Source organism: Saccharibacillus sacchari DSM 19268 (assembly GCF_000585395.1).
Classification (GTDB): Bacteria; Bacillota; Bacilli; order Paenibacillales; family Paenibacillaceae; genus Saccharibacillus; species Saccharibacillus sacchari.
Map to the genome: position 1 here is coordinate 3,309,371 of NZ_KK073875.1, position 19,112 is coordinate 3,328,482.

Consider the following 19,112-nt stretch of genomic DNA (forward strand, 5'->3'; position numbering starts at 1 on the left):
ATTACGGGTAAACAGGAGGAGAAGCCGACTATAGGAGGTATTAGACGATGGATGCCAAACACGACGAAAAGAAACAACAAGAGCAGAATCAGCAAGACGCAAATCGTGAAGGAGCACTCGATCATCCCGAACAGTATCCGACCGAAAACGAAAGCTTGTTCGATATGCACGAAGAGGAACAAAACGTCGATCCGCTGCCGATGGAAGACATTCGATTGGAGCAGCAGGAGGAGAAGGACAAGGATGCGACCAAGCAGCGTTCTTCGAGCGACGATAAGTATAAAAGCGGTTTTTGACGAATAGGAAAAAACCTGCCGGGGAAGCCGGAGACTTTGCTTTCTCGTTTAAGGTCCTGTTTGTAAAACGGAGGCGCTGCGCAGTTTTACGAACAGGACTCACTCGAAATAAAAGCCTTCCGGAAACCCGGAAGGCTTTTTGCTGGTTATGTGGGTAGAAGATAGAAGAGCAGACAATGAAAAATAAAGATTAGAAGATCAATAGGCCAAGACGATTAGACTTCTTCGTTCAGCGCGTTGCGTTCGAGATTTTCGTCGGCTTCTACGGGGTGGCGGACGATCTCGAGTTTACGGTAGCGGCGGGGGCCGCGGCGGAGTACGGTGAATTCGAGGTTTTCGTACTGCCATTTTTGGCCGACGGTAAGATCCGGTTTTTGGCCGTATAACCAGCCGCCGATGGTGTTCAGTTCTTCGTCGTCGAGGTCGGTCATCAGGATTTCGTTGATGCGGTGGATAAAGACTTTGCCGTCGACGACGAGGTCGTCATCCGATAATTGAACGAGCTCCGCTTCTTCGGCTTCGTCGAACTCGTCGCGGATGTCGCCCACGATTTCTTCCAGAATGTCTTCGATGGTGACCATGCCGGACGTGCCGCCGTATTCGTCGACCAGTACGGCGAGGTGCGTGTTTTCTTTTTGCATCTTTTTGAGCAGATCTTTGACCGCCATGCTCTCGGATACGGACATCACCGGGTGTACAAGCTCCGCAACGTCCAAATCCGGGTTCTCTTCCAACGCCAGGAAATATTGCTTGGTGTTGATCATGCCGACGATATGGTCTTTGCTGGAATCGGCTACCGGGAAGCGGGTGTATTGTTCTTGCAAAATAATGCGCCGGTTCTCTTCGCGAGATTTGTCCAGATACAGGCAAGCCATATCGGTACGCGGCACCATGATTTCATTAGCCAGCATTTCGTCAAAAGCAAAAATTCGATTAACGTAACCCAGTTCGCTTTGGTTGATTTTGCCGCCTTCGTAGCTTTCGTTCAAAATCAAGCGCAGTTCTTCTTCGGAAAAGGCTTCGCCGTGCTCGCTGGCCGGTTTCATGCCGATCAAGCGGCCGATTTGGTTGGCAGAGCCGTTCAGCAGCCAGATAAACGGATACATCACTTTGTAGAAGATAAGCAGCGAACCCGATACCGCCAATGTCACGGCTTCGGATTTTTGGATCGCCACCGTTTTCGGGAAAAGTTCACCGACTACGACGTGCAGATACGTGATAATCGCGAAGGCCAACACATAAGACAACAGTGAGGCAACGGCTTCGGGAATCGCGGGCACAGCCTCGAACACCGGATGAAGCAACAGCTCCATAGTCGGCTCGCCGAGCGATCCGAGGCCGAGGGCCGTAATCGTGATGCCCAATTGGCAGGCGGACAACGATCCGTCGAGATTGGTAATGACCTTTTTGGCGTTGACGGCCCGTTTATTGCCTTCCATGATCAATTGATCGATCCGGCTTCCCCGGACTCGAATGATGGCAAACTCCGTAATAACGAAATAAGCGGTTGCCGCAATCAGCAGCGCAACCAGCGTAAGATTGATGGCTATGGTAACTCCCATGTGAACAAATTTCTCCCTTCGTGTATGAAACGCTTTTCAAGTAAATAAGGAAAAGCGGTCTTCATGCACGTAATTCGAGAGAAACTTGAGCGGCCGCAGCAGCATTCTTTTCAAATGCAGCAGGACGGCCCACCCGATCAACAGTTCTGTTGCATGCAGCGGGAAAAAGGGATTATAGGGCGGTGCAGGATCGGATTCCAGCGGAATTCCGCCTGGCGTCCACAGCATCGAGGATAATCCCGAGGGCAATAGCCCTACTCCGGTATCCGCGCTGTTGAGATTGTCCAGTGCTTCATCCAGATCGATCGGGTCCGCATCTTTCAAGATGGCAGGAGACAGGCACAGAACAAGCGTCAGCAGAAAAATAAAAATAAAGTTGCCCCCGTTTTTCGCGATGCGAGAAACGTTCCGGGGCCTTCGTATTCGATTAGATATAAGGAAACGACCCCTTTCAATATGTAGGTCTTACGCGCGATTTCGGGCCGGAAATTCATATATTATGCAAATGCTGAAATATGAAAGTTCAACTACACAAATTGTATGGAGAACAAACGCACATGTCAAATGAACGTTCAAAAACGTCATTTTGGTTTATATAATTTTGAAACTGACTTTACAAAAGCAAGCGGGTATGTACGACGGGCGGCAAAACGATCGATGCCTGAGCCTGCATAATCGGAGAGGAGCTTTCTTTATTATGGTATACGATTGCATCATTATCGGAGGAGGAATTGCCGGTACTCAAGCTGCGATTCAATTGGGACGCTACAGCGGGCATAACGTGCTGGTGATCGATGCCGGTCACGGCCGCTCCTCCGTGTGCCATACCTATCATAATATTATCGGTTGGCCCGAAGGCGTGACCGGCGAACATTTGCGCAAAGTAGGCAGAGAGCAGGCGGAAAGTCTAGGCATCGAGTTTATGGAAGGAACCGTGACCGAAGCCGCGCGCGACGGCGAACGATTTGTTCTGACGACAGGCGACGGTAACCGGTTTACCGCGCACACGGTATTGATCGCAACCGGCATGCTGGATCGTTACCCGGATATCGAAGGGCTGCGCCACGCTTTGGGATATAGCATTTACATTTGTCCGGACTGCGACGGCTACGAGATCGTGGATCGGAAAACGGTATTGATCGGATCGGGCGAGCACGGATCGGGCATGGCGGTATTGTTGGCCGAACGGACGCCTCACGTTACCTATATCAATCATGAACGAAAGCCGATCGAACAGCGCTTGCTCGACCATTTGGAAGAGATCGGCGTAACCTACCTCGAACAGCCTGTAGCGCAAGTGCGTTCGGACGAGCACCACGATATTCAGTCGGTCGTGCTGACGGACGGAACGGTCATCGAAGCGGAACGCGGATTCATCGCTTTCGGGGGCAACCATGTCCGGTCGGAACTTGCGGAGCAGCTCGGCGTTAAGCTGGAGAGCAATCGTCATATCAAAACCGATTCCCGAACCAAAATGACGGACGTCGAAGGCGTGTGGGTAGCCGGGGATATCGGGCTGCATTCCGAACTTTCCACCATCGCCATGGGAGAAGGGACGCAAGCAGCTATTTGGATACACAAAAAATTGCGCAAAATTCATAAAAGCTAAAACGTTAGGGTTCATATTCGGCTGAGAGGTTAATAATAGTGCAGCAGGTGCTAGACACTTTGAAATGAACGCCGTTAGATCCGCTTAAAGAAACCCACAACCGAGAGGAGAACTAACTATGAGCGACAACATCAAAGAACAACAGCATGCGGTAACGAAAGACGGAGAATTGCATACGGACAAGGTCGAGCAAACCATCGATCGCATCAGCGACGACAAAAAAGACAAGATCCTGCAGGATTTTGAAGAGTTCAAAAAATACTTGCATAACCGGATCAAAATCGGAGAAAGCATCGGGCTGGGCGAAGAGCAATTGGCCAAAGTGGCCGAAAAAGTAGCCGGTTATCTGGCAGCCAACGAAGAACCGCGCAATAGCGAGGAAAAGCTGCTTCAGGAACTGTGGAAGGTCGGCGACCAGGATCAGCGCCATAAGCTGGCGCATTTGTTGGTTCGCTTGGCTCAAAACTCTTAACATTCGAATGGCTTGATATAAGCGGGCATACCGTTCCTCGCCAAAGAGGCCAACCCGCCGATCAGTCGGTTTTTACAAAAATCGGATCCTTGATCTCACACATCTTACGACGCACAACAAAGCAGCCACCGATTTTGGGAAAGCCTTCTGGTAGCAGAGAGGCTTTCCCTTTTTCAGTTTTATGGAATTAAAAGGGCTATGGGTTATAATGAGGAATAAATAGATTCAGGAATACAAAACCGAAGAGCGAGGTGAACGTAGTGCCGATTATCGGAATCGATTTGGGAACGACTCACAGCTTGGTATCCTACCGGACGGAAGAGGGCAGCACGCTGATTCCGAATGCGCTCGGAAACGTGCTGACGCCTTCGGTTGTCGGGGTAGACGATAACGGTCAGATTTTAGTCGGAGAAATTGCCAAGGAGCGTCTGATTACGCATCCTGAGCGAACGGCTGCGCTTTTTAAGCGATACATAGGCACGGACCGGCGCTACAAGCTGGGAGAGTATAAATTTTCGCCGGAGGACCTGTCTGCGTTCGTACTGCGCTCATTGAAGCAGGATGCGGAAGCTTTTCTCGGCGAGTCCATAGAAGAAGCGGTCATCAGCGTTCCGGCTTATTTCAACGATATTCAACGCAAAGCGACCAAACGGGCGGGAGAGCTTGCCGGGCTGCGCGTGGAACGCCTGATCAATGAGCCGACGGCTGCCGCCGTGGCGTACGGTCTGCATTTGGAACAGGAAGAAAGCCAGTTCCTCGTTTTCGACCTTGGAGGAGGGACGTTCGACGTATCGATCCTTGACATGTTCGAAGGCATCATGGAAGTGAAGTCGGTGGCCGGGGACGCGTTTCTCGGCGGCGAAGACTTTACGGACATGTTGATTGACCGTTTTTTGGAACGTTTCGGCCTGGAACGCGATTCGCTCGACAACCGGACGATGGCGGCGCTGCGCAAGCAGGCCGAGCAGGGAAAGCGAATGTTGACCATGCAGCAGGACGCGAAGCTTGCTTGCACGGTTGACGGCGAGATCCACGAATGGGTGATTGACCGGGGATTATTCGATCACCTGTCAAAGCCGCTGCTTAACCGTCTGCGCAATCCGGTAGAACGGGCTTTGAAGGATGCGTCGCTTAGTCCCAAAGAGCTGAACGAGATCATTTTGGTCGGAGGAGCTACGCGGATGCCGCTGATTTACTCGTTTGCGGCACGGTTATTCGGTCGTCTTCCGGCAGCGCGTATCCACCCGGACGAGACGATCGCGATCGGGGCCGGGATTGTCGCTGCGATGAAGGAACGCCGCGAAGAACTCAAGGAAGTCGTGCTCACCGATGTTTGTCCGTATACGTTGGGTACGATGGTCACGGTGAAAAACGGGGACGGCGGCTATGATAACGGACACTTTTTCCCGATCATCGAACGCCATACCGTAATTCCGGCCAGCCGCGTCGAGCGATTCTATACCGTTAGCGATGATCAGAAGGCGATTCGCATTGAAATCTATCAAGGCGAAAACCGTCTGACGCGCAATAATATCAAATTGGGACAGTTGGAGATTCCCGTTCCTGCGAGCCGTGCGGGAGAGGAGGCTGTCGATCTTCGTTTTACGTATGACATCAACGGAATACTGGAAGTGGAGGCGACGACGCTGTCCACGAACGAGACCCATCGGCTGTTGATCCGCGAAGACGTGAGCGGCATGTCGCTGGAAGAAGTCGAGAAAAGGTTCAGCGAGCTGGAAGCGATTAAAATCCATCCTCGCGACAAGGCGGAAAATCGTCTGCTGCTGGCTCGGGGAGACCGGATTTACGAAGAGACGCTGGGCAGCGCGCGAACGCGAATTGCCGGAGCGCTGAGACGTTTCGAGACGGCGCTGGGGCGGCAGGACGAACGGGAAATCCGCAAGGAAGCGGGGATGCTGAAAGAGCTGCTGGAATTGGCGGAAAAACAGCCGGAGGACTGACATGAATATTTGGGCTACGTTAGGAATTGAACCGACGTCGGAAGTAAAAGCGATCAAGCGTGCCTATGCGCGTCGTTTGAAGGAATGCCATCCGGAAGAAGATCCGGAAAACTTTCAACAGATCCGAAGATCGTACGAATCGGCACTGGAAGAAGCCAAAGAGCTTGCCGAGCGCGATATTCGAGCCCAACTGAGCGACAGCGAGCTTGAACAGTTGAGAAGTCCCGAGCCTAGCGCAGCCAGACCGGGAGACGAGTCTCCGATTACTGTTTTTTTGCGTCGCTGCGAGGAATTGTATGCGGATATTTCCCGGCGCGTCGATCCCGAGGAGTGGCAAGCTTTGCTTGACGACGAGCTGTTCTGGCCGATCGAGATTCGCGAACGCATCGGAGACGAACTGTTTGGGTTTTTGCTTAAGCATTCCTTTTTGCCCAAGAAAGTGTTGAATCTGCTTGACGGGCATTTCGAGTGGACAATGAGGGAACGCAGGCTTTACGAAGACTACGACAAAGCGGAAATTACGCTGTTCATGGAACGCTTCTCCAGCTTCTGGGAACTGCGTTATGATTCTTTGTGGACGGATGAGCCTTATGATTACGACGCTTTTTTGCGGTTTCGCGAACAGGCGCATTACGCGCTTGTCGTGAATGACCTGGACCTGGCAGAGAAGGCACTTAAAGGAGCGGCGCTGCTGAACAACCGGGAGCCGGACTGCCTGCGTCTGATCGCTTTATTTTACATGCGGAAAAATCAGCCGGATTCGGCCCTTCAGGTGTTGGAACAATGGCTGAAGGACGAACCGGACGAGCCGGAAGCAAGACTGATGCGGGCCGATGCGTTGCTCCGTCGCGAGAACCCCGAGTCTGCATTGGCGGACTATCGGGAATTGTTGGAGCTTCTGCCCGGAAGCATTCATGCTCTAAGCGGCATAGCGGCCTGCAAGGAAGCGCTGGGCCAACTTTGGGAAGCCAAAAAAGCGTACGAGGACCTCTGCGCGCGCTACCCGGAAGATCTGGATGCCCAGATCCGTCTGCTTGTCCTCAATGACAAATTGGCCAATGAACTGACTGAAGGCGACGGCGATGCCCTGGCAGGCGCCAGAACGCTGGCCGAGTTGTACTTGGACACCGGAAGGGAAGCGGAATGCGTGGCTCTGCTGCTTGAAACGGAGCAAGGACAACCGCTGAGCGCCGAACTTAATTTTCTTTTGGGCAAGGCTCTGGGCAAGCTGGAACGGTATACGGAGAGCGAAGAACGGCTTAACCGCGCGGTGAATCAAACGGAATCCGAACCGCTGAAGCAGTCCGACGTGTTGAAATTGCGCGGCCTGATTCGTATCGCGTTGGATCGATTCGAAGAAGCGCGCGACGATCTGAAGCGCGTGCTGCTGTTCCAGCCGTCCGATCCGGAAGCTTTATATCGTTTCGGCGAGTCTTTGCGGATGGAAGGACGTTATGAAGAAGCGCTTCAACTGCTTAATCATGCCTTGGAGTTGTCCTCGCATTGGTATTATCATTCGGCGCGCGGCGACTGCTTCTATTCCCTGCGCCGTTATCCGGAAGCCTTGCTGGATTATCTTCGCGTGATCCAATATGATCGGGGATTGACCGAAGCTTGGTTCCGCGCCGGTTACTGCTTTTTGCGAATCGGCGATTACGCGCACGCCGTGGAATATTTCGGAGAGGCTATGGGACGCGGCTTCCCGGAAGCGATTTTGTTGTTGATCGCGGAGGCTCATTTTCGGGCAGGCGATTTCAAGTTGGCGGCGGAACTGGCAGACCGGTATAATCGCGAACGGCCGAACGATTACTACGGACGCATCGTCGAAGGGGATCTGTATCGGGCGTCCGATCAGGCGGCCGAAGCGCTGGAGCGTTACCGGAGCGCGGCTTTGCTGGCTCCGACGGAATATCTGCCGCTAAGGCTGGTCGCCGAAATGCTGCTTCGGCTGGATCGGGCAGAAGAGGCGGAACTGGAATTGGCGGTGCTTGCGGAGCGGCATCCGCATCGAGGCTGGGCGCATTTGCAACGTATCCGCCTTCTGATCGAAGCGAGACGCTGGAGAGACGCGGAGACGGCGATCGTGCGCTATACCGAGCAGATCGAACCGAAGGAGCAGGACCCGCTTGTTTTGTTTTACGGAGGCTACATCTTATTCAGGTTGGAGCAGCATGAGCAGGCTATTGAATTTTTGGAAGCGGCTTGCAAAGTTGGGCTTGAGCGCGAGTCCGAGGAGTATCTGATTCGCTGCTTGGCTGCACTTGGCCGGTACGATCAAGCGGAAGCGCTTGCGTCTCAAGCTCTTGCTGCGGATGCTGCGCGGCCTATGCTGGTTGAGATCGGGCAAGCGCTGGAACGGCATTCTACCCGCAAATGGAAATTGCTGCGCCGCAGTCGCGAAGCCGAACTGCCCGAAGTCGAGGCTCGCCCGGTTCTGCCCGAACCTGAGGGAGAGCGACTGCCTGACATTCACGGATTTTAAGGAAGGGGCGGGAGCCTATGGAAACGCTGCGTATACGCGAGACCGATCAACGAACCCTGCGCATATTTGCGATCGGAGCCGTGTTGTTTCGGATGAACGGACTGCTGGAGGAAACCGGCTTTGCCTGGCCGGCTTCGCGGAAAGACGATCTTCGCAAACTATTGGCGCATACATGGTCGGTGCAGGACGAAGAGTCCTTGGAAAAGCATCTGAACTGGTTATGGGAAGAAGGCGGGCAAGCCTCTTATCGCAAAACCGAATCTTTTCTCGGTACGTTGTCTTTTCGCGATCGGGAGCCTTACTTTGAACGTTTAAACGGCAATGCGGCTCTATTCAACCACGCTCGCCTCGTACAGATGTACAGCGGCAAGCTTCCTCCGGCGGGAATTACGGCCTGGGATCTGGGGCAGTACGTTTTTATTTGCCGAACGGCCCACTCCGCTGGATGGATGGACGCGGATCGCTCGCTTGAATTAGCGACTGCGGCCGCCCATCGCGCGCAACAGCTCTATCGCGACTGGACCGAATTTGCTGTGGCCTACCTGGCCGGACGGCAAATATGGACCAATCAACCTTCCGCGGAAGCGGCGAAACCTTATATCGATTGCGTGTCGAAGTTGCTAACCGAATCCAATAGTCTGTGGAAACGTCTGGATTGGAATATGGATCTGCTCACAGAACGTTCAATTAACCCAGCGACAGACTCGGAATAAAGGTGTTGACTCTCTAACTGAACTGATATATAGTTTATTACGAAAAGTTATTTAAAATACTTTCGTGAATCGATGAGGAGGATTTTACCGTGGCAAAAGAATTTTTCGAGGCGCTTAAATCCAGACGTTCCATCTACGGAATCGGCAAGGATGTTTCCGTAAACGAAGCAAAGATTCAAGAAATCGTGGAAGATGCAGTCAAATATACGCCAACTTCATTTAACTCCCAAACTTCCCGCGCGGTTGTGTTGTTCGGCGAACAGCACGACAAGGTCTGGGATATTACCTTGGCTGAACTGAAAAAAGTAGCAGCATCCGAAGAAGCATTTGCTGCAACAACCGATAAAATCAACTCGTTCAAAAGCGGCTACGGCACGATCCTGTTCTTCGAAGATCAGGATATCGTGAAGAACCTGCAAAACCAATTCGCTCTGTATGCCGACAACTTCCCGATCTGGGCCGATCAATCTTCGGGCATGCTGCAACTGGTAGTATGGACGGCGCTGCACGACGAAGGTCTGGGCGCAACGCTGCAACATTACAATCCTCTGATCGACGCAGGCGTGCAAGAAGCTTGGAACCTGCCTTCGAGCTGGAAGCTGAGAGCGCAAATGCCTTTCGGCAGCCCGCTAGCACCTGCCGGCGAGAAAGCTTTCCAACCTGTGGAAGAGCGCGTTAAAGTGTTTAAATAAGACGACGGATGGTGCTGCGGGAGAAATTCGTTCAAGTCGCTGTCTCACCCGGAAAAACCGATTAGAATTTTAGTGGAAGTTTTCCGAGTTCAAAGGCGTCTTGAACTGAATTTCTCCCTCCGCTTACGTCGCTTCGTTTTGTGTGAGGTAGTTGAAAAGATAAGAAAAGAAGCAGAGATGTCTGCTTCTTTTTTGATTGTTTAAAAAGAAAAATAAATCTTTTCTACTTTGACAAAGGGCTTTCTATACCTTAAAATAGAACATGTGTTCTTGTTTAATTGAGAGAAAGGAGAATTTTTATATAACAGCTCTTATACATAATGAAATTTGCGCAAAATTTGAGGGTTAGGTTATAGAAATGATAGCGATTGTAGTCGTTTTTTTAAAATCCCTTAAGTACCAACTAACCCCACCGTAACTGGAAGCGAGAAGACGGAGAGAGAAAATCAGTGATAAACGCCTTTGAACTTGGAAAACCTCCAACTAAAATTTCAATCCAGTTTTCCAAGTGAGACAGCGTTTTGAACGAATTTCTCTCGGAGTCTTCTCGCTTCCCCGCTCCCCCCTCCCAAGAATCCCCTTACAAAAAAGTCGATATTGTAAGAACTTCTTTATCGAATCGATACTCTTTTTTTAATACCAGGTCCTATAATGAAAGCAAGAACGAAATTTACAAAAAAAGTTTTCGCAAGCAAGCGTTCGGGTAATAAGACTTACCGACAACTTGCACATACAGGAACCTCTGAAAGGGGAGAGCAACTATGAAAAAAACAACACTCGGCATGATCGGTACAGGTATCTTGGCCTTTATGATCGGATTCGGATATTTCCCGGTTTCCAACGTAATGACTCCGGCGGCAGCTGCTCCCGTGGAACAAACAACAGGCGTAAGCGAAGAGAATTCGGCAGAACAAACATATACGGTATTCATTAACTCGGTAGAAAAAGATACGGCCGGCGCATTGCAACTCGAAACGGATCGCATTGGTTGGTATACGGGAGAAGCAGCAGACAAGCTTTTCTTGGAAGCTAATCCGGATGCGGCTGAAGAACTCGGCGGAGCACCGGACGGTTATTACATCGTAAATAATGATCTCACCGAAGTAAAACTGCCTGTTGCGGCAGATGCAGAAGTACTGATGCAAATTTACGACCAAACAGGGAACTACGAAGACATGGAGATTAACTGGAACGAACCGATCAGTCCGGATAAGTTCGACGCCCAATACAATAACCCGCTCGGATTGCTCGACCTCAGTGCTTTCCCTTACCACATTACCGTTAAGGACGGCGTGATCGTCAAGATCGTGCAACAATACATTCCGTAAGTAAAAATGACGGAAAATCAGCAACTTCGGCAGGGATTGTTCCTGCCGAAGTTTTTTGTTTGTTCACAGAATAGAACGGTTACAAATCGGGTAATAAAAAATTGAGATTTACATGCTATTCGAATTCTTATATAGTCATGCTATAAGAATTCAACTTGTCTACGACACACGAGAAATCAGAGATTGCGAGAAGTCTGAAGTTTGTGTGTTCGGAATGGCTGGAGGCGGATATTCATCATGTCATCAAAAGTCAAAATTGCAGGTTGCGCGCTACTGGTCATTCTGTTCGAAGCTGCGGGAGTGCGGTCATTTTTGTATCCTGATTATGTTCAGGCTGCGATGTATGCAGGCGCTGGCGTTATACTGGCTTCTTCGCTCGTCCGCCGTAGAGTCTAATCAGCAAAAGGTTCGACATGCGAGGTTTTTCTTCGAGTGTCGAATACAATCAAGCCGAAAACGTTTTTCGATCTCTGCTCGGAGATTGAAAAGCGTTTTTTGTTTGGGCATAATTTATCTTTACATGTCGAACGGGAAGGGATAGACTGTGAGACAGACTCGAAAGAGATCCCGGCGCGTGCCAGGGCAAAGAAAAGCTTCTTTTTGCGAATATTGAGCGAAAATTCACAAACTTCTTTTATTCGGAAATTTGGAAATCGGTTAAAGTCGCCGAAAGTCGAAGCCTTCTTTTCTCCGGCTAGTCTCGGATTCGATGCGTTGCTTCATGAAACGACATCGTCCTAAGGCCGCGCCCACCAAGAGGAAATGGGGAGAAGAAGAATGGAAAATGTTAAGGTACTCAGCAAGCCGAAACGAAGAAGCCTGCTCAGAAGCGTGGGCATGAGTTGGTTGTTCGATGCAATGGATGTGGCGTTGATTTCGTTCGTCGCCGCGGCTCTTGCGATCGAATGGTCGCTCAATCCGCAGCAGTTGGGCGTTTTGACTGCGATTAACTCGGTTGGCATGGCGGTAGGCGCCGCTTGCGCCGGCATTCTCGCAGACCGTTTCGGACGTAAGTCGGTCCTTCTCTGGACGCTATTGATTTTCTCGCTGGCGAGCGGACTGTCCGCCGTCGCAACCGGCTTTGTGATGCTGTGTATCCTCCGGTTTATTTCGGGATTCGGCCTTGGCGGAGAGCTTCCGGTCGCATCCACGCTCGTGTCGGAATCGGTACCCGCGAACGAGCGCGGCCGAACCGTCGTCCTGCTGGAGAGCTTCTGGGCAGGAGGTTGGATCGTTGCCGCGTTGATTGCCTACTTCATCATCCCGAACTTCGAATCCGGCTGGCGTATTGCTTTTGCATTGGGCGCATTACCTGCTTTTTACGCCCTCTACTTGCGGAGAAAGATCGACGATTCGCCTCGCTTTATTTTGCAACAGAGGAACAAGGCGAAGGCGGAGAAGATCAGTCTCAAAAAGCGCTTCGCTCAGGTGTGGGCACCCGAGTACCGCAAAACGTCGATCATGCTCTGGATTCTATGGTTTACCGTCGTGTTTTCCTACTACGGCATGTTCTTGTGGCTGCCGCAGGTCATGGTCTACAAGGACTACAGTCTGACGAAAAGCTTCGAATACGTGCTGATTATGACGCTGGCCCAGCTGCCGGGTTATTTCACGGCTGCCTACTTTATTGAAAAGTTCGGCCGCAAGTTCGTTCTGGTCGTCTATCTCGTCCTGACTGCGGCAAGCGCGATCTGGTTCGGACTTGCGGATACGACGGCGACGTTGATTGCGGCAGGCATCTGTCTCTCCTTCTTCAATCTGGGAGCTTGGGGCGGCTTGTACGCGTATACACCCGAGCATTATCCGACCAGCATTCGTACAACCGGGGCAGGTCTTGCGGCTTCGTTCGGCCGAATCGGCGGGATTATCGCTCCGTTCCTCGTGGGTTGGCTGATCTCGCAGGGTGTTGCTATCACTTGGATTTTCGCTATGTTCTGCATCATGATCTTGATCGGAGCTGCCGCTGTCGCGTTCTTGGGGAAAGAAACCAAAGGAACGGAATTGGCAGAGTAACTCTTAAGGCCCGTTTCCCGCATGAAATACAGGTACAACGGTCCGGTCCCATTAGGGATCGGGCTTTTTTGTCGTAGACTGAAAAAATAGCGGGTCACGGAATAAGCCTACTTTTGCCTCAATACCTTTTCCCATTAATCTGGTATTTTTGAAAGGTCCGGTCGAGAACGGGGTAATAATTGGAAGGCGTATCCATCTAAGCGGGTAGGCTAGAGAAGCGTTAAACGCGCAATTTCAGAAACGTAATGGAGGGGAAAAGATGCAAAAACGTTCATGGAGAAAAGGAGTAAGCGTCATGCTTGCTTTTCTGCTGGTTGCCGTACTTGTTGCCTGCGCAGGGCCTGGCGGCTGGGCTTCCGCGAAAGAGGCATCCGGCAGCGGCAAAACGGAAAACGGGCAGCTCGCGGCTTCCAAAGCGTCAGCTCCGGTACATGCGGCAAAAACGTCCGCGTCCAGCGCTGCGAGTTTTGTCGGTACGCATGGGCAGTTGTCGATCCAAAACGGCAAACTGACTGATGCTTCCGGGAATCCTGTACAGTTAAAAGGCATGAGTTCGCACGGCATTCAATGGTTTGGTGATTATGTGAACAAGGAGAGTATGAAGTGGCTGCGTGACGACTGGGGATTGAATGTCTTCCGTGTAGCGATGTATACGGAATCGGATGGCTACATCTCGAACCCTTCTCTGAAAAACAAGGTGAAGGAAGCGGTCGATGCGGCGATTGAACTGGGCGTCTACGTAATCGTGGATTGGCATATTTTATCCGATGGTGATCCGAACACGCACAAAACGCAATCAAAAGCCTTTTTCAAAGAGATGGCTCAGACTTACGGAGATACGCCGAATATCATTTATGAGATTGCCAATGAGCCAAACGGCAACGTGAATTGGAACAATCAGATCAAGCCTTACGCGGAAGAATTGATTGCCACGATTCGTGCCGAAGACCCGGATAATCCGATCATAGTCGGCACGGGTACATGGAGTCAGGATATTCACGATGCTGCGGCTTCTCCGCTTACCGATGAAAATGTGCTATATGCGGTACACTTCTACGCCGGTACGCATGGCGCATGGCTGCGTGACCGGATCGATGCCGCGATGGCGCAAGGGCTGGCCGTGTTCGTTAGCGAATGGGGAACAAGCGATGCTTCAGGCAACGGCGGGCCTTTTTTGACGGAAGCCAAACAGTGGACCGACTTTATGGCTAATCGCGGCATCAGCTGGGCAAACTGGTCGCTGGCCGACAAACAGGAAGCTTCCGCGGCATTGGCGCCTGGGGCAAGCTTTACGGGAGGATGGACGCAGGCTCAGCTCAGCGCATCAGGTAAATTCGTCCGTGAGCAAATGCTGGCGGGATCGGGCAATACAGGCGGAACCACTCCGGTTGTACAGGTTCCTACGCAGGTTAAAGGCTTAACGGCGACTGCGGGGAACGCCAAGGTAGCGCTGAAATGGAACGCCACAACCGGGGCCGATAGTTATATCGTGAAACGTGCGGAAGGCGGAGGAACGTATACGATCTTGAAAAAAGGCATAACTCAAGCTTCTTTTACGGATGCGACAGCAGTAAACGGCAAGACGTATCGCTACAAAGTTGGGGCTGTCAATACGAAGGGAGCAGGCACGGATTCGACTGAAGTCACGGCCAAGCCCGTTTCGTCCAGCACAACTCCCCCGGTAACGCCGCCTTCGACAGGTAGCGGGAATTTGAAACTGCTTTATCGAATCTTGGACGATAACGCTTCGGACAACGCTTTGCGTCCCGTTTTTAATATCCGTAATACGGGTTCGAATGCTGTGGATTTGAAAAACGTTAAAGTTCGCTACTATTACACGAACGAAGGCGGAGTCAGCCAAAATTACTTCTGCGATTGGGCGCAGATCGGAGCTTCCAATGTCAAAGCCGCTTTCGGTAAAACCAGTGGTTCGCCAACAGGGGCTACCGACTACGTAGAGCTTTCTTTTACAGCAGGAACGATTCCGGCCAATGGAGAAACGGGTGAGATTCAGTCACGCATCCACAAGTCGGACTGGAGCAATTACGATGAAACGGATGACTACTCGTATAAAGCCGGGCAAATGCAATTCGGTGAATGGGACCGCGCTGTAGTCTATGTAAATGACGCAGTTGCTTATGGAATCGAGCCTTAACGGATCAGGATTCCAAAGCTTACCCGGGTTGGCATTTTTGCAACGATGAAGACTCCGCGTTAGAATAAAGAGGCGGATTCGCGAAGCGGAAACGAAAGACGATAGGCGCGGGCGCATACGGTCGGGATTTTTCCGCCGTCGCCTGCGCCTTATTTCATGAAGAGGAGTGACGGCAATGAGTGAGAAAGTGTTAACGCGCGCGGAGGTGCCGGAGTCTTCGACCTGGAATCTGGAGCATCTGTTTTTGACGGAAGAAGACTGGAATAAGGAGCTTGAAGGGGTGCTGGCCAGCGCGGACGAAGTGACCCGGTTCAAGGGACGTCTGGGAGAGGGCGCGGACTTGCTGCTCGACTGCCTGAATGCCCAGGAAGCCTTGATGGAGAGAGCTCGCAAAGTCGGAGCCTACGCACATTTAAAACAGACCGAAGACGGGACCAATCCGGAAAATCAAGCACGTTCGGCCAAGTCCGGCGATGCATTGACCAAGCTGGGTTCGCAATTCACGTTTATCGAGTCGGAGATTTTGGAACTGCCGGAAGGCACGGTGGAACGGTATTTGCAGGAAGAACCGGGTCTTGCAGAATTCGCGCGTAGTTTGAAACTGCTGCTGGAGCAGAAGCCGCACAGCCTGTCGCCGGAAACGGAAAAGGTATTGGCTTCGTTGTTCGAAGTCCACGGTGCGCCGTATCGTACATACCTGCGCGGCAAGCTGGCTGACATGACGTTTGAAAGCGTGGAGGTCGAAGGAAGCCGTTACCCGGTGTCTTTTGCTTCTTACGAGACCAATTACGAGATGAATCCGAGCACGGAACTGCGCCGCAGCTCTTTTGCTTCCTTTAGCCGAGGTCTGCATGCTTACCGGAATACGTTTGCCGAAGCTTATGCGGCTGAGGTGAAGCGCCAGGTCGTGATGTCGCGCCTGCGCAATTATGACTCCGTAACCGAGATGCTGCTGCGTCCGCAGCAGGTGACTGAGGAGATGTACAGCGCGATTCTGGATACGATTCAAACGGAACTTGCGCCGCATATGCGTAAATACGCGGCATTGAAGAAAAAAGTGCTGGGTCTCGATACGATGTATTTCTGCGATCTGAAAGCTCCGCTTGATCCGGAATACAGCCCGTCGATCACGTATGAGGAAGCCTGCAAAACGGTGCAAGAAGCGCTCGGCGTGCTGGGCCATGAATACGGCGAGATCGTCGAAGCCGCCTTCACGCAGCGTTGGGTCGACCATGCGAGCAACGTTGGCAAGTCGACAGGAGCATTCTGCTCGTCCATTTACGGCATGCACTCGTATATTTTGATGTCCTGGTCGGATAATATGCGCGGCGCGTTCACGTTAGCGCATGAAGTGGGCCATGCCGGACATCTGATGCTCGGCGCCCGGTATCAACGGATGACGAATGCGCGTCCGTCGCTCTACTTCATCGAAGCGCCGTCGACGATGAACGAGCTGTTGCTGGCCGAGCATCTGCGTTCGCGTTCGAACGACAAGCGTCTGCGCCGTTGGGTTATTATGCAGCTGCTCAACACCTATTACCATAACTTCGTGACCCATCTGCTTGAAGGCGAGTTGCAGCGTCGCGTGTATGCGCGTGCCATGAACGATCAGGCGATCACGGCTAAAGTGCTGAGCGACCTAAAAGGCGAAGTATTGGCTTCATTCTGGGGCGATGCGCTGGAAATGACAGAGGATGCGAAGCTGACCTGGATGAGACAGCCGCATTACTATATGGGCTTGTATCCGTATACGTATTCGGCGGGATTGACTTTGTCGACCGCGATGATGCAAAAGATCCGCGAAGAAGGACAGCCGGCGATCGATCGTTGGTTGGAGACGCTGAAAGCCGGAGGCTCGCAAACTCCGCTGGAACTGGCGAAAATGGCGGGTGTCGATATGTCCGATACCGCCACGATTCGCAGCGCGGTGGACTATGTAGGTTCGTTGATTAATGAATTATGCGAGCTTTTCGAAGAGGAAACGATCGGCTGACGCGCGAATCGAAAACTGATTTTGGTTTGCCCCTTGCGCGCTTCACCGAACGGTAAGGAATAGAACAAAGACCGTTTCGCGGGAATCGAACACTCCCGCGAAACGGTCTTTTCGTCATGGCTTTATAAGCTTTTCCGGTCGGAGCTATCAGAATTGATCGAACGTTACGAACTCGGATACCGGCTTGCGGTAACCGCGAGGGCGGCGCTTGTCCGTATCTTCTTTCCCGATCGCGATCAGCATCACCGGAGTCATATTGTCCGGCGCGCCTACCGCGTTGCGCACGGCTTGCGGATCGAAGCCGATCATCGGGCAGGTGTCCCAACCTTTGTCCTTGGCAATCAGCATGAACATCATAGCCGACAGGCTCGCATTGCGAATCGCTTCTTCTTGTTGGAACACTTCGCCGCGCAGTTCGTAAAATTCAGTCACGTCACGAACGCTAGTGTCGAATTCCATCCGATCGATAATCCCGAGCGAAAGGAAACCTTCATTCATCTCGGCAATATGCGTATACGCCGACTTGTCACCGAATACGGCAATAACGGCCGAAGCCAGCTTAATCTTATATTGACCGCCGGAAGCTTGATAAATCTTTTCCTTTACATCCTCATTCATCACCGGTACGTAATGCACATGCTGAAGATTAAAAGCCGAAGGCGCCAGTTTAGTCAATTCAAAGATTTCAGTCAATTCCTGACGAGAAATCGGAGTCTCCGGTACGAACTTGATCGCCGAATGGCGATTTTTAAGCAGAGTAGTCAAGTCTTGCGAGGCAGTCAGTTCCTGCATGATGAACACCTACGTTTCTATAGAATGGATGATCCGTAAAAGACCAAATGCGTACAGGTTGTTCCGTTTGCTTGCCTTCTAAGTTGCTTTGTATCATTAGGATAATAGATAACTAAAAGTAAGTCAATGAGTTTTTAAGATTTTCACAACTTTTCTCTTACTTTCTCAAATGTTTTTATTATGATTTAAAATGCTTTTCGAAGCGCTCTTCAAACAAAAAAGAAAGGGGATCAAGTCTATTGAGACTCGATCCCCTTTATTCCGACCTACCTTCCCTACAAGAAAGCTAAAAGCGAAGGGAGAAATTCAGTGAGGAACGCCTTTGAACTCGGAAAATTCCTTATTCAAATCCAATCCATTTTCCGAGTGAAACAGCGTTCCGAACGAATTTCTCCCGCAGCGGCCTAAGCTTTCCCCTCCACCAAATTAATATGCGACAAATCCAACGAATTATTAAAAATAAACTCGATGTTGTATTCGCCGCGTTTATACGTCAACTTGGTCTGCGTCGTATTCCCGTTTTTAATCGTCGTCGTGGACGTCGGCACATACCAGTTTTTCTTCACCATCGCCATCGTAATTCCGCCAATATTCGTCTGACGCTCTACATTGGTACCGAAATAGCGAATTTCCTTCAGCACGCCGGAAGTCGTGTAGGACATCGCATATCCCGGATTTCCCATATTGGCCGTATAGCTATCAAAGCCGTTCACGGAAGTCCGCGCGACATCGGGCTGACCGAATTTATCGATAATTTCGCTCCGGGTTGTTTTTCCTACGGCAAATCCTGAAGGATTGCCGGGGAATTCGCCTTTAAGAGCGGGTTTGTAGAAAGTATTGAGTTTCTCCTGGGCCATAGCGGTATCCGAAGCCGTGGGCGCCTGAGCGGCCGAAGCGGAAGGGAGGCCAACTTGCGTGGCTGCTCCGAATGAGCCGATGGCAACTACGCTTGCCGCCGATAGAGCCAGAAGTGTTTTGCGTACGCGAGTAATGGTAGTCATGAAATTTCCTCCTTAAAAGCAACAGCTGTTTGCGAAATATGAT

Annotated in this window: 15 protein-coding genes; 11 read left to right on the plus strand and 4 right to left on the minus strand. The window is 51.4% G+C overall.

Annotation, left to right across the window (positions count from 1 at the left end):
- Positions 1-47 precede the first annotated feature (47 nt).
- Positions 48-296 (plus strand): hypothetical protein, encoded by a 249-nt coding sequence (locus SACSAC_RS14035; RefSeq protein WP_037287434.1) that lies wholly within the window; start codon positions 48-50, stop codon positions 294-296.
- Positions 297-511: 215 nt separating this feature from the next.
- Here the strand turns inward: SACSAC_RS14035 and SACSAC_RS14040 are convergent, their stop codons facing one another.
- Both SACSAC_RS14040 and SACSAC_RS14045 read right to left on the minus strand, forming a co-directional pair.
- Entirely contained in the window at positions 512-1,858 is a 1,347-nt protein-coding gene (locus SACSAC_RS14040; RefSeq protein ID WP_037287437.1) for a hemolysin family protein, read from the minus strand.
- Positions 1,859-1,894: 36 nt separating this feature from the next.
- Positions 1,895-2,182 carry a hypothetical protein gene (locus tag SACSAC_RS14045; protein WP_156951005.1) on the minus strand — a complete coding sequence of 96 codons (288 nt, stop codon included), beginning with the start codon at positions 2,180-2,182 and terminating at the stop codon, positions 1,895-1,897.
- Positions 2,183-2,555: 373 nt separating this feature from the next.
- Here SACSAC_RS14045 and SACSAC_RS14050 point away from each other — a divergent pair, with 373 nt between their 5' ends.
- From SACSAC_RS14050 to pepF, 10 genes are all read left to right on the plus strand, one after another.
- Positions 2,556-3,467 (plus strand): NAD(P)/FAD-dependent oxidoreductase, encoded by a 912-nt coding sequence (locus SACSAC_RS14050; RefSeq protein WP_037287443.1) that lies wholly within the window; start codon positions 2,556-2,558, stop codon positions 3,465-3,467.
- Positions 3,468-3,585: 118 nt separating this feature from the next.
- A complete protein-coding gene (locus SACSAC_RS14055) occupies positions 3,586-3,939 on the plus strand; it encodes a DUF3243 domain-containing protein (protein WP_425414810.1) in 354 nt (117 codons plus the stop codon).
- A 260-nt stretch (positions 3,940-4,199) separates the two neighbouring features.
- On the plus strand, positions 4,200-5,900 hold the full coding sequence (locus SACSAC_RS14060) for a molecular chaperone HscC (protein WP_037287444.1): 1,701 nt from the start codon (positions 4,200-4,202) through the stop codon (positions 5,898-5,900).
- 1 nt (position 5,901) lies between these two features.
- Complete coding sequence (locus SACSAC_RS14065; protein WP_037287446.1) at positions 5,902-8,382, plus strand: J domain-containing protein; 2,481 nt, start codon at positions 5,902-5,904, stop codon at positions 8,380-8,382.
- Between the two features lie 17 nt (positions 8,383-8,399).
- Positions 8,400-9,095 (plus strand): DUF1266 domain-containing protein, encoded by a 696-nt coding sequence (locus tag SACSAC_RS14070; RefSeq protein ID WP_037287448.1) that lies wholly within the window; start codon positions 8,400-8,402, stop codon positions 9,093-9,095.
- A gap of 89 nt (positions 9,096-9,184) precedes the next feature.
- Positions 9,185-9,787, plus strand: a complete 603-nt coding sequence (locus tag SACSAC_RS14075) for a nitroreductase family protein (protein WP_037287450.1) — start codon at positions 9,185-9,187, stop codon at positions 9,785-9,787.
- 761 nt (positions 9,788-10,548) lie between these two features.
- The gene (locus tag SACSAC_RS14080; RefSeq protein WP_051507120.1) at positions 10,549-11,115 is read left to right on the plus strand and encodes a hypothetical protein; all 567 of its coding nucleotides are present in this window, start codon (positions 10,549-10,551) and stop codon (positions 11,113-11,115) included.
- A 777-nt stretch (positions 11,116-11,892) separates the two neighbouring features.
- A complete protein-coding gene (locus SACSAC_RS14085; RefSeq protein ID WP_037287454.1) occupies positions 11,893-13,128 on the plus strand; it encodes an MFS transporter in 1,236 nt (411 codons plus the stop codon).
- A 259-nt stretch (positions 13,129-13,387) separates the two neighbouring features.
- Positions 13,388-15,283, plus strand: a complete 1,896-nt coding sequence (locus SACSAC_RS28675) for a cellulase family glycosylhydrolase (protein ID WP_037287457.1) — start codon at positions 13,388-13,390, stop codon at positions 15,281-15,283.
- 175 nt (positions 15,284-15,458) lie between these two features.
- Positions 15,459-17,276, plus strand: a complete 1,818-nt coding sequence (pepF, locus tag SACSAC_RS14095; RefSeq protein ID WP_037287460.1) for an oligoendopeptidase F — start codon at positions 15,459-15,461, stop codon at positions 17,274-17,276.
- A gap of 147 nt (positions 17,277-17,423) precedes the next feature.
- Here the strand turns inward: pepF and SACSAC_RS14100 are convergent, their stop codons facing one another.
- Together SACSAC_RS14100 and SACSAC_RS14105 are read right to left on the minus strand one after the other, a co-directional pair.
- Positions 17,424-18,068: a nitroreductase family protein gene (locus SACSAC_RS14100; protein WP_037287463.1), complete on the minus strand. Its 645-nt coding sequence runs from the start codon at positions 18,066-18,068 to the stop codon at positions 17,424-17,426.
- Positions 18,069-18,472: 404 nt separating this feature from the next.
- Positions 18,473-19,069, minus strand: coding sequence for a YjgB family protein (locus SACSAC_RS14105; protein WP_037287466.1), 597 nt, complete (start codon positions 19,067-19,069; stop codon positions 18,473-18,475).
- Positions 19,070-19,112 lie beyond the last annotated feature (43 nt).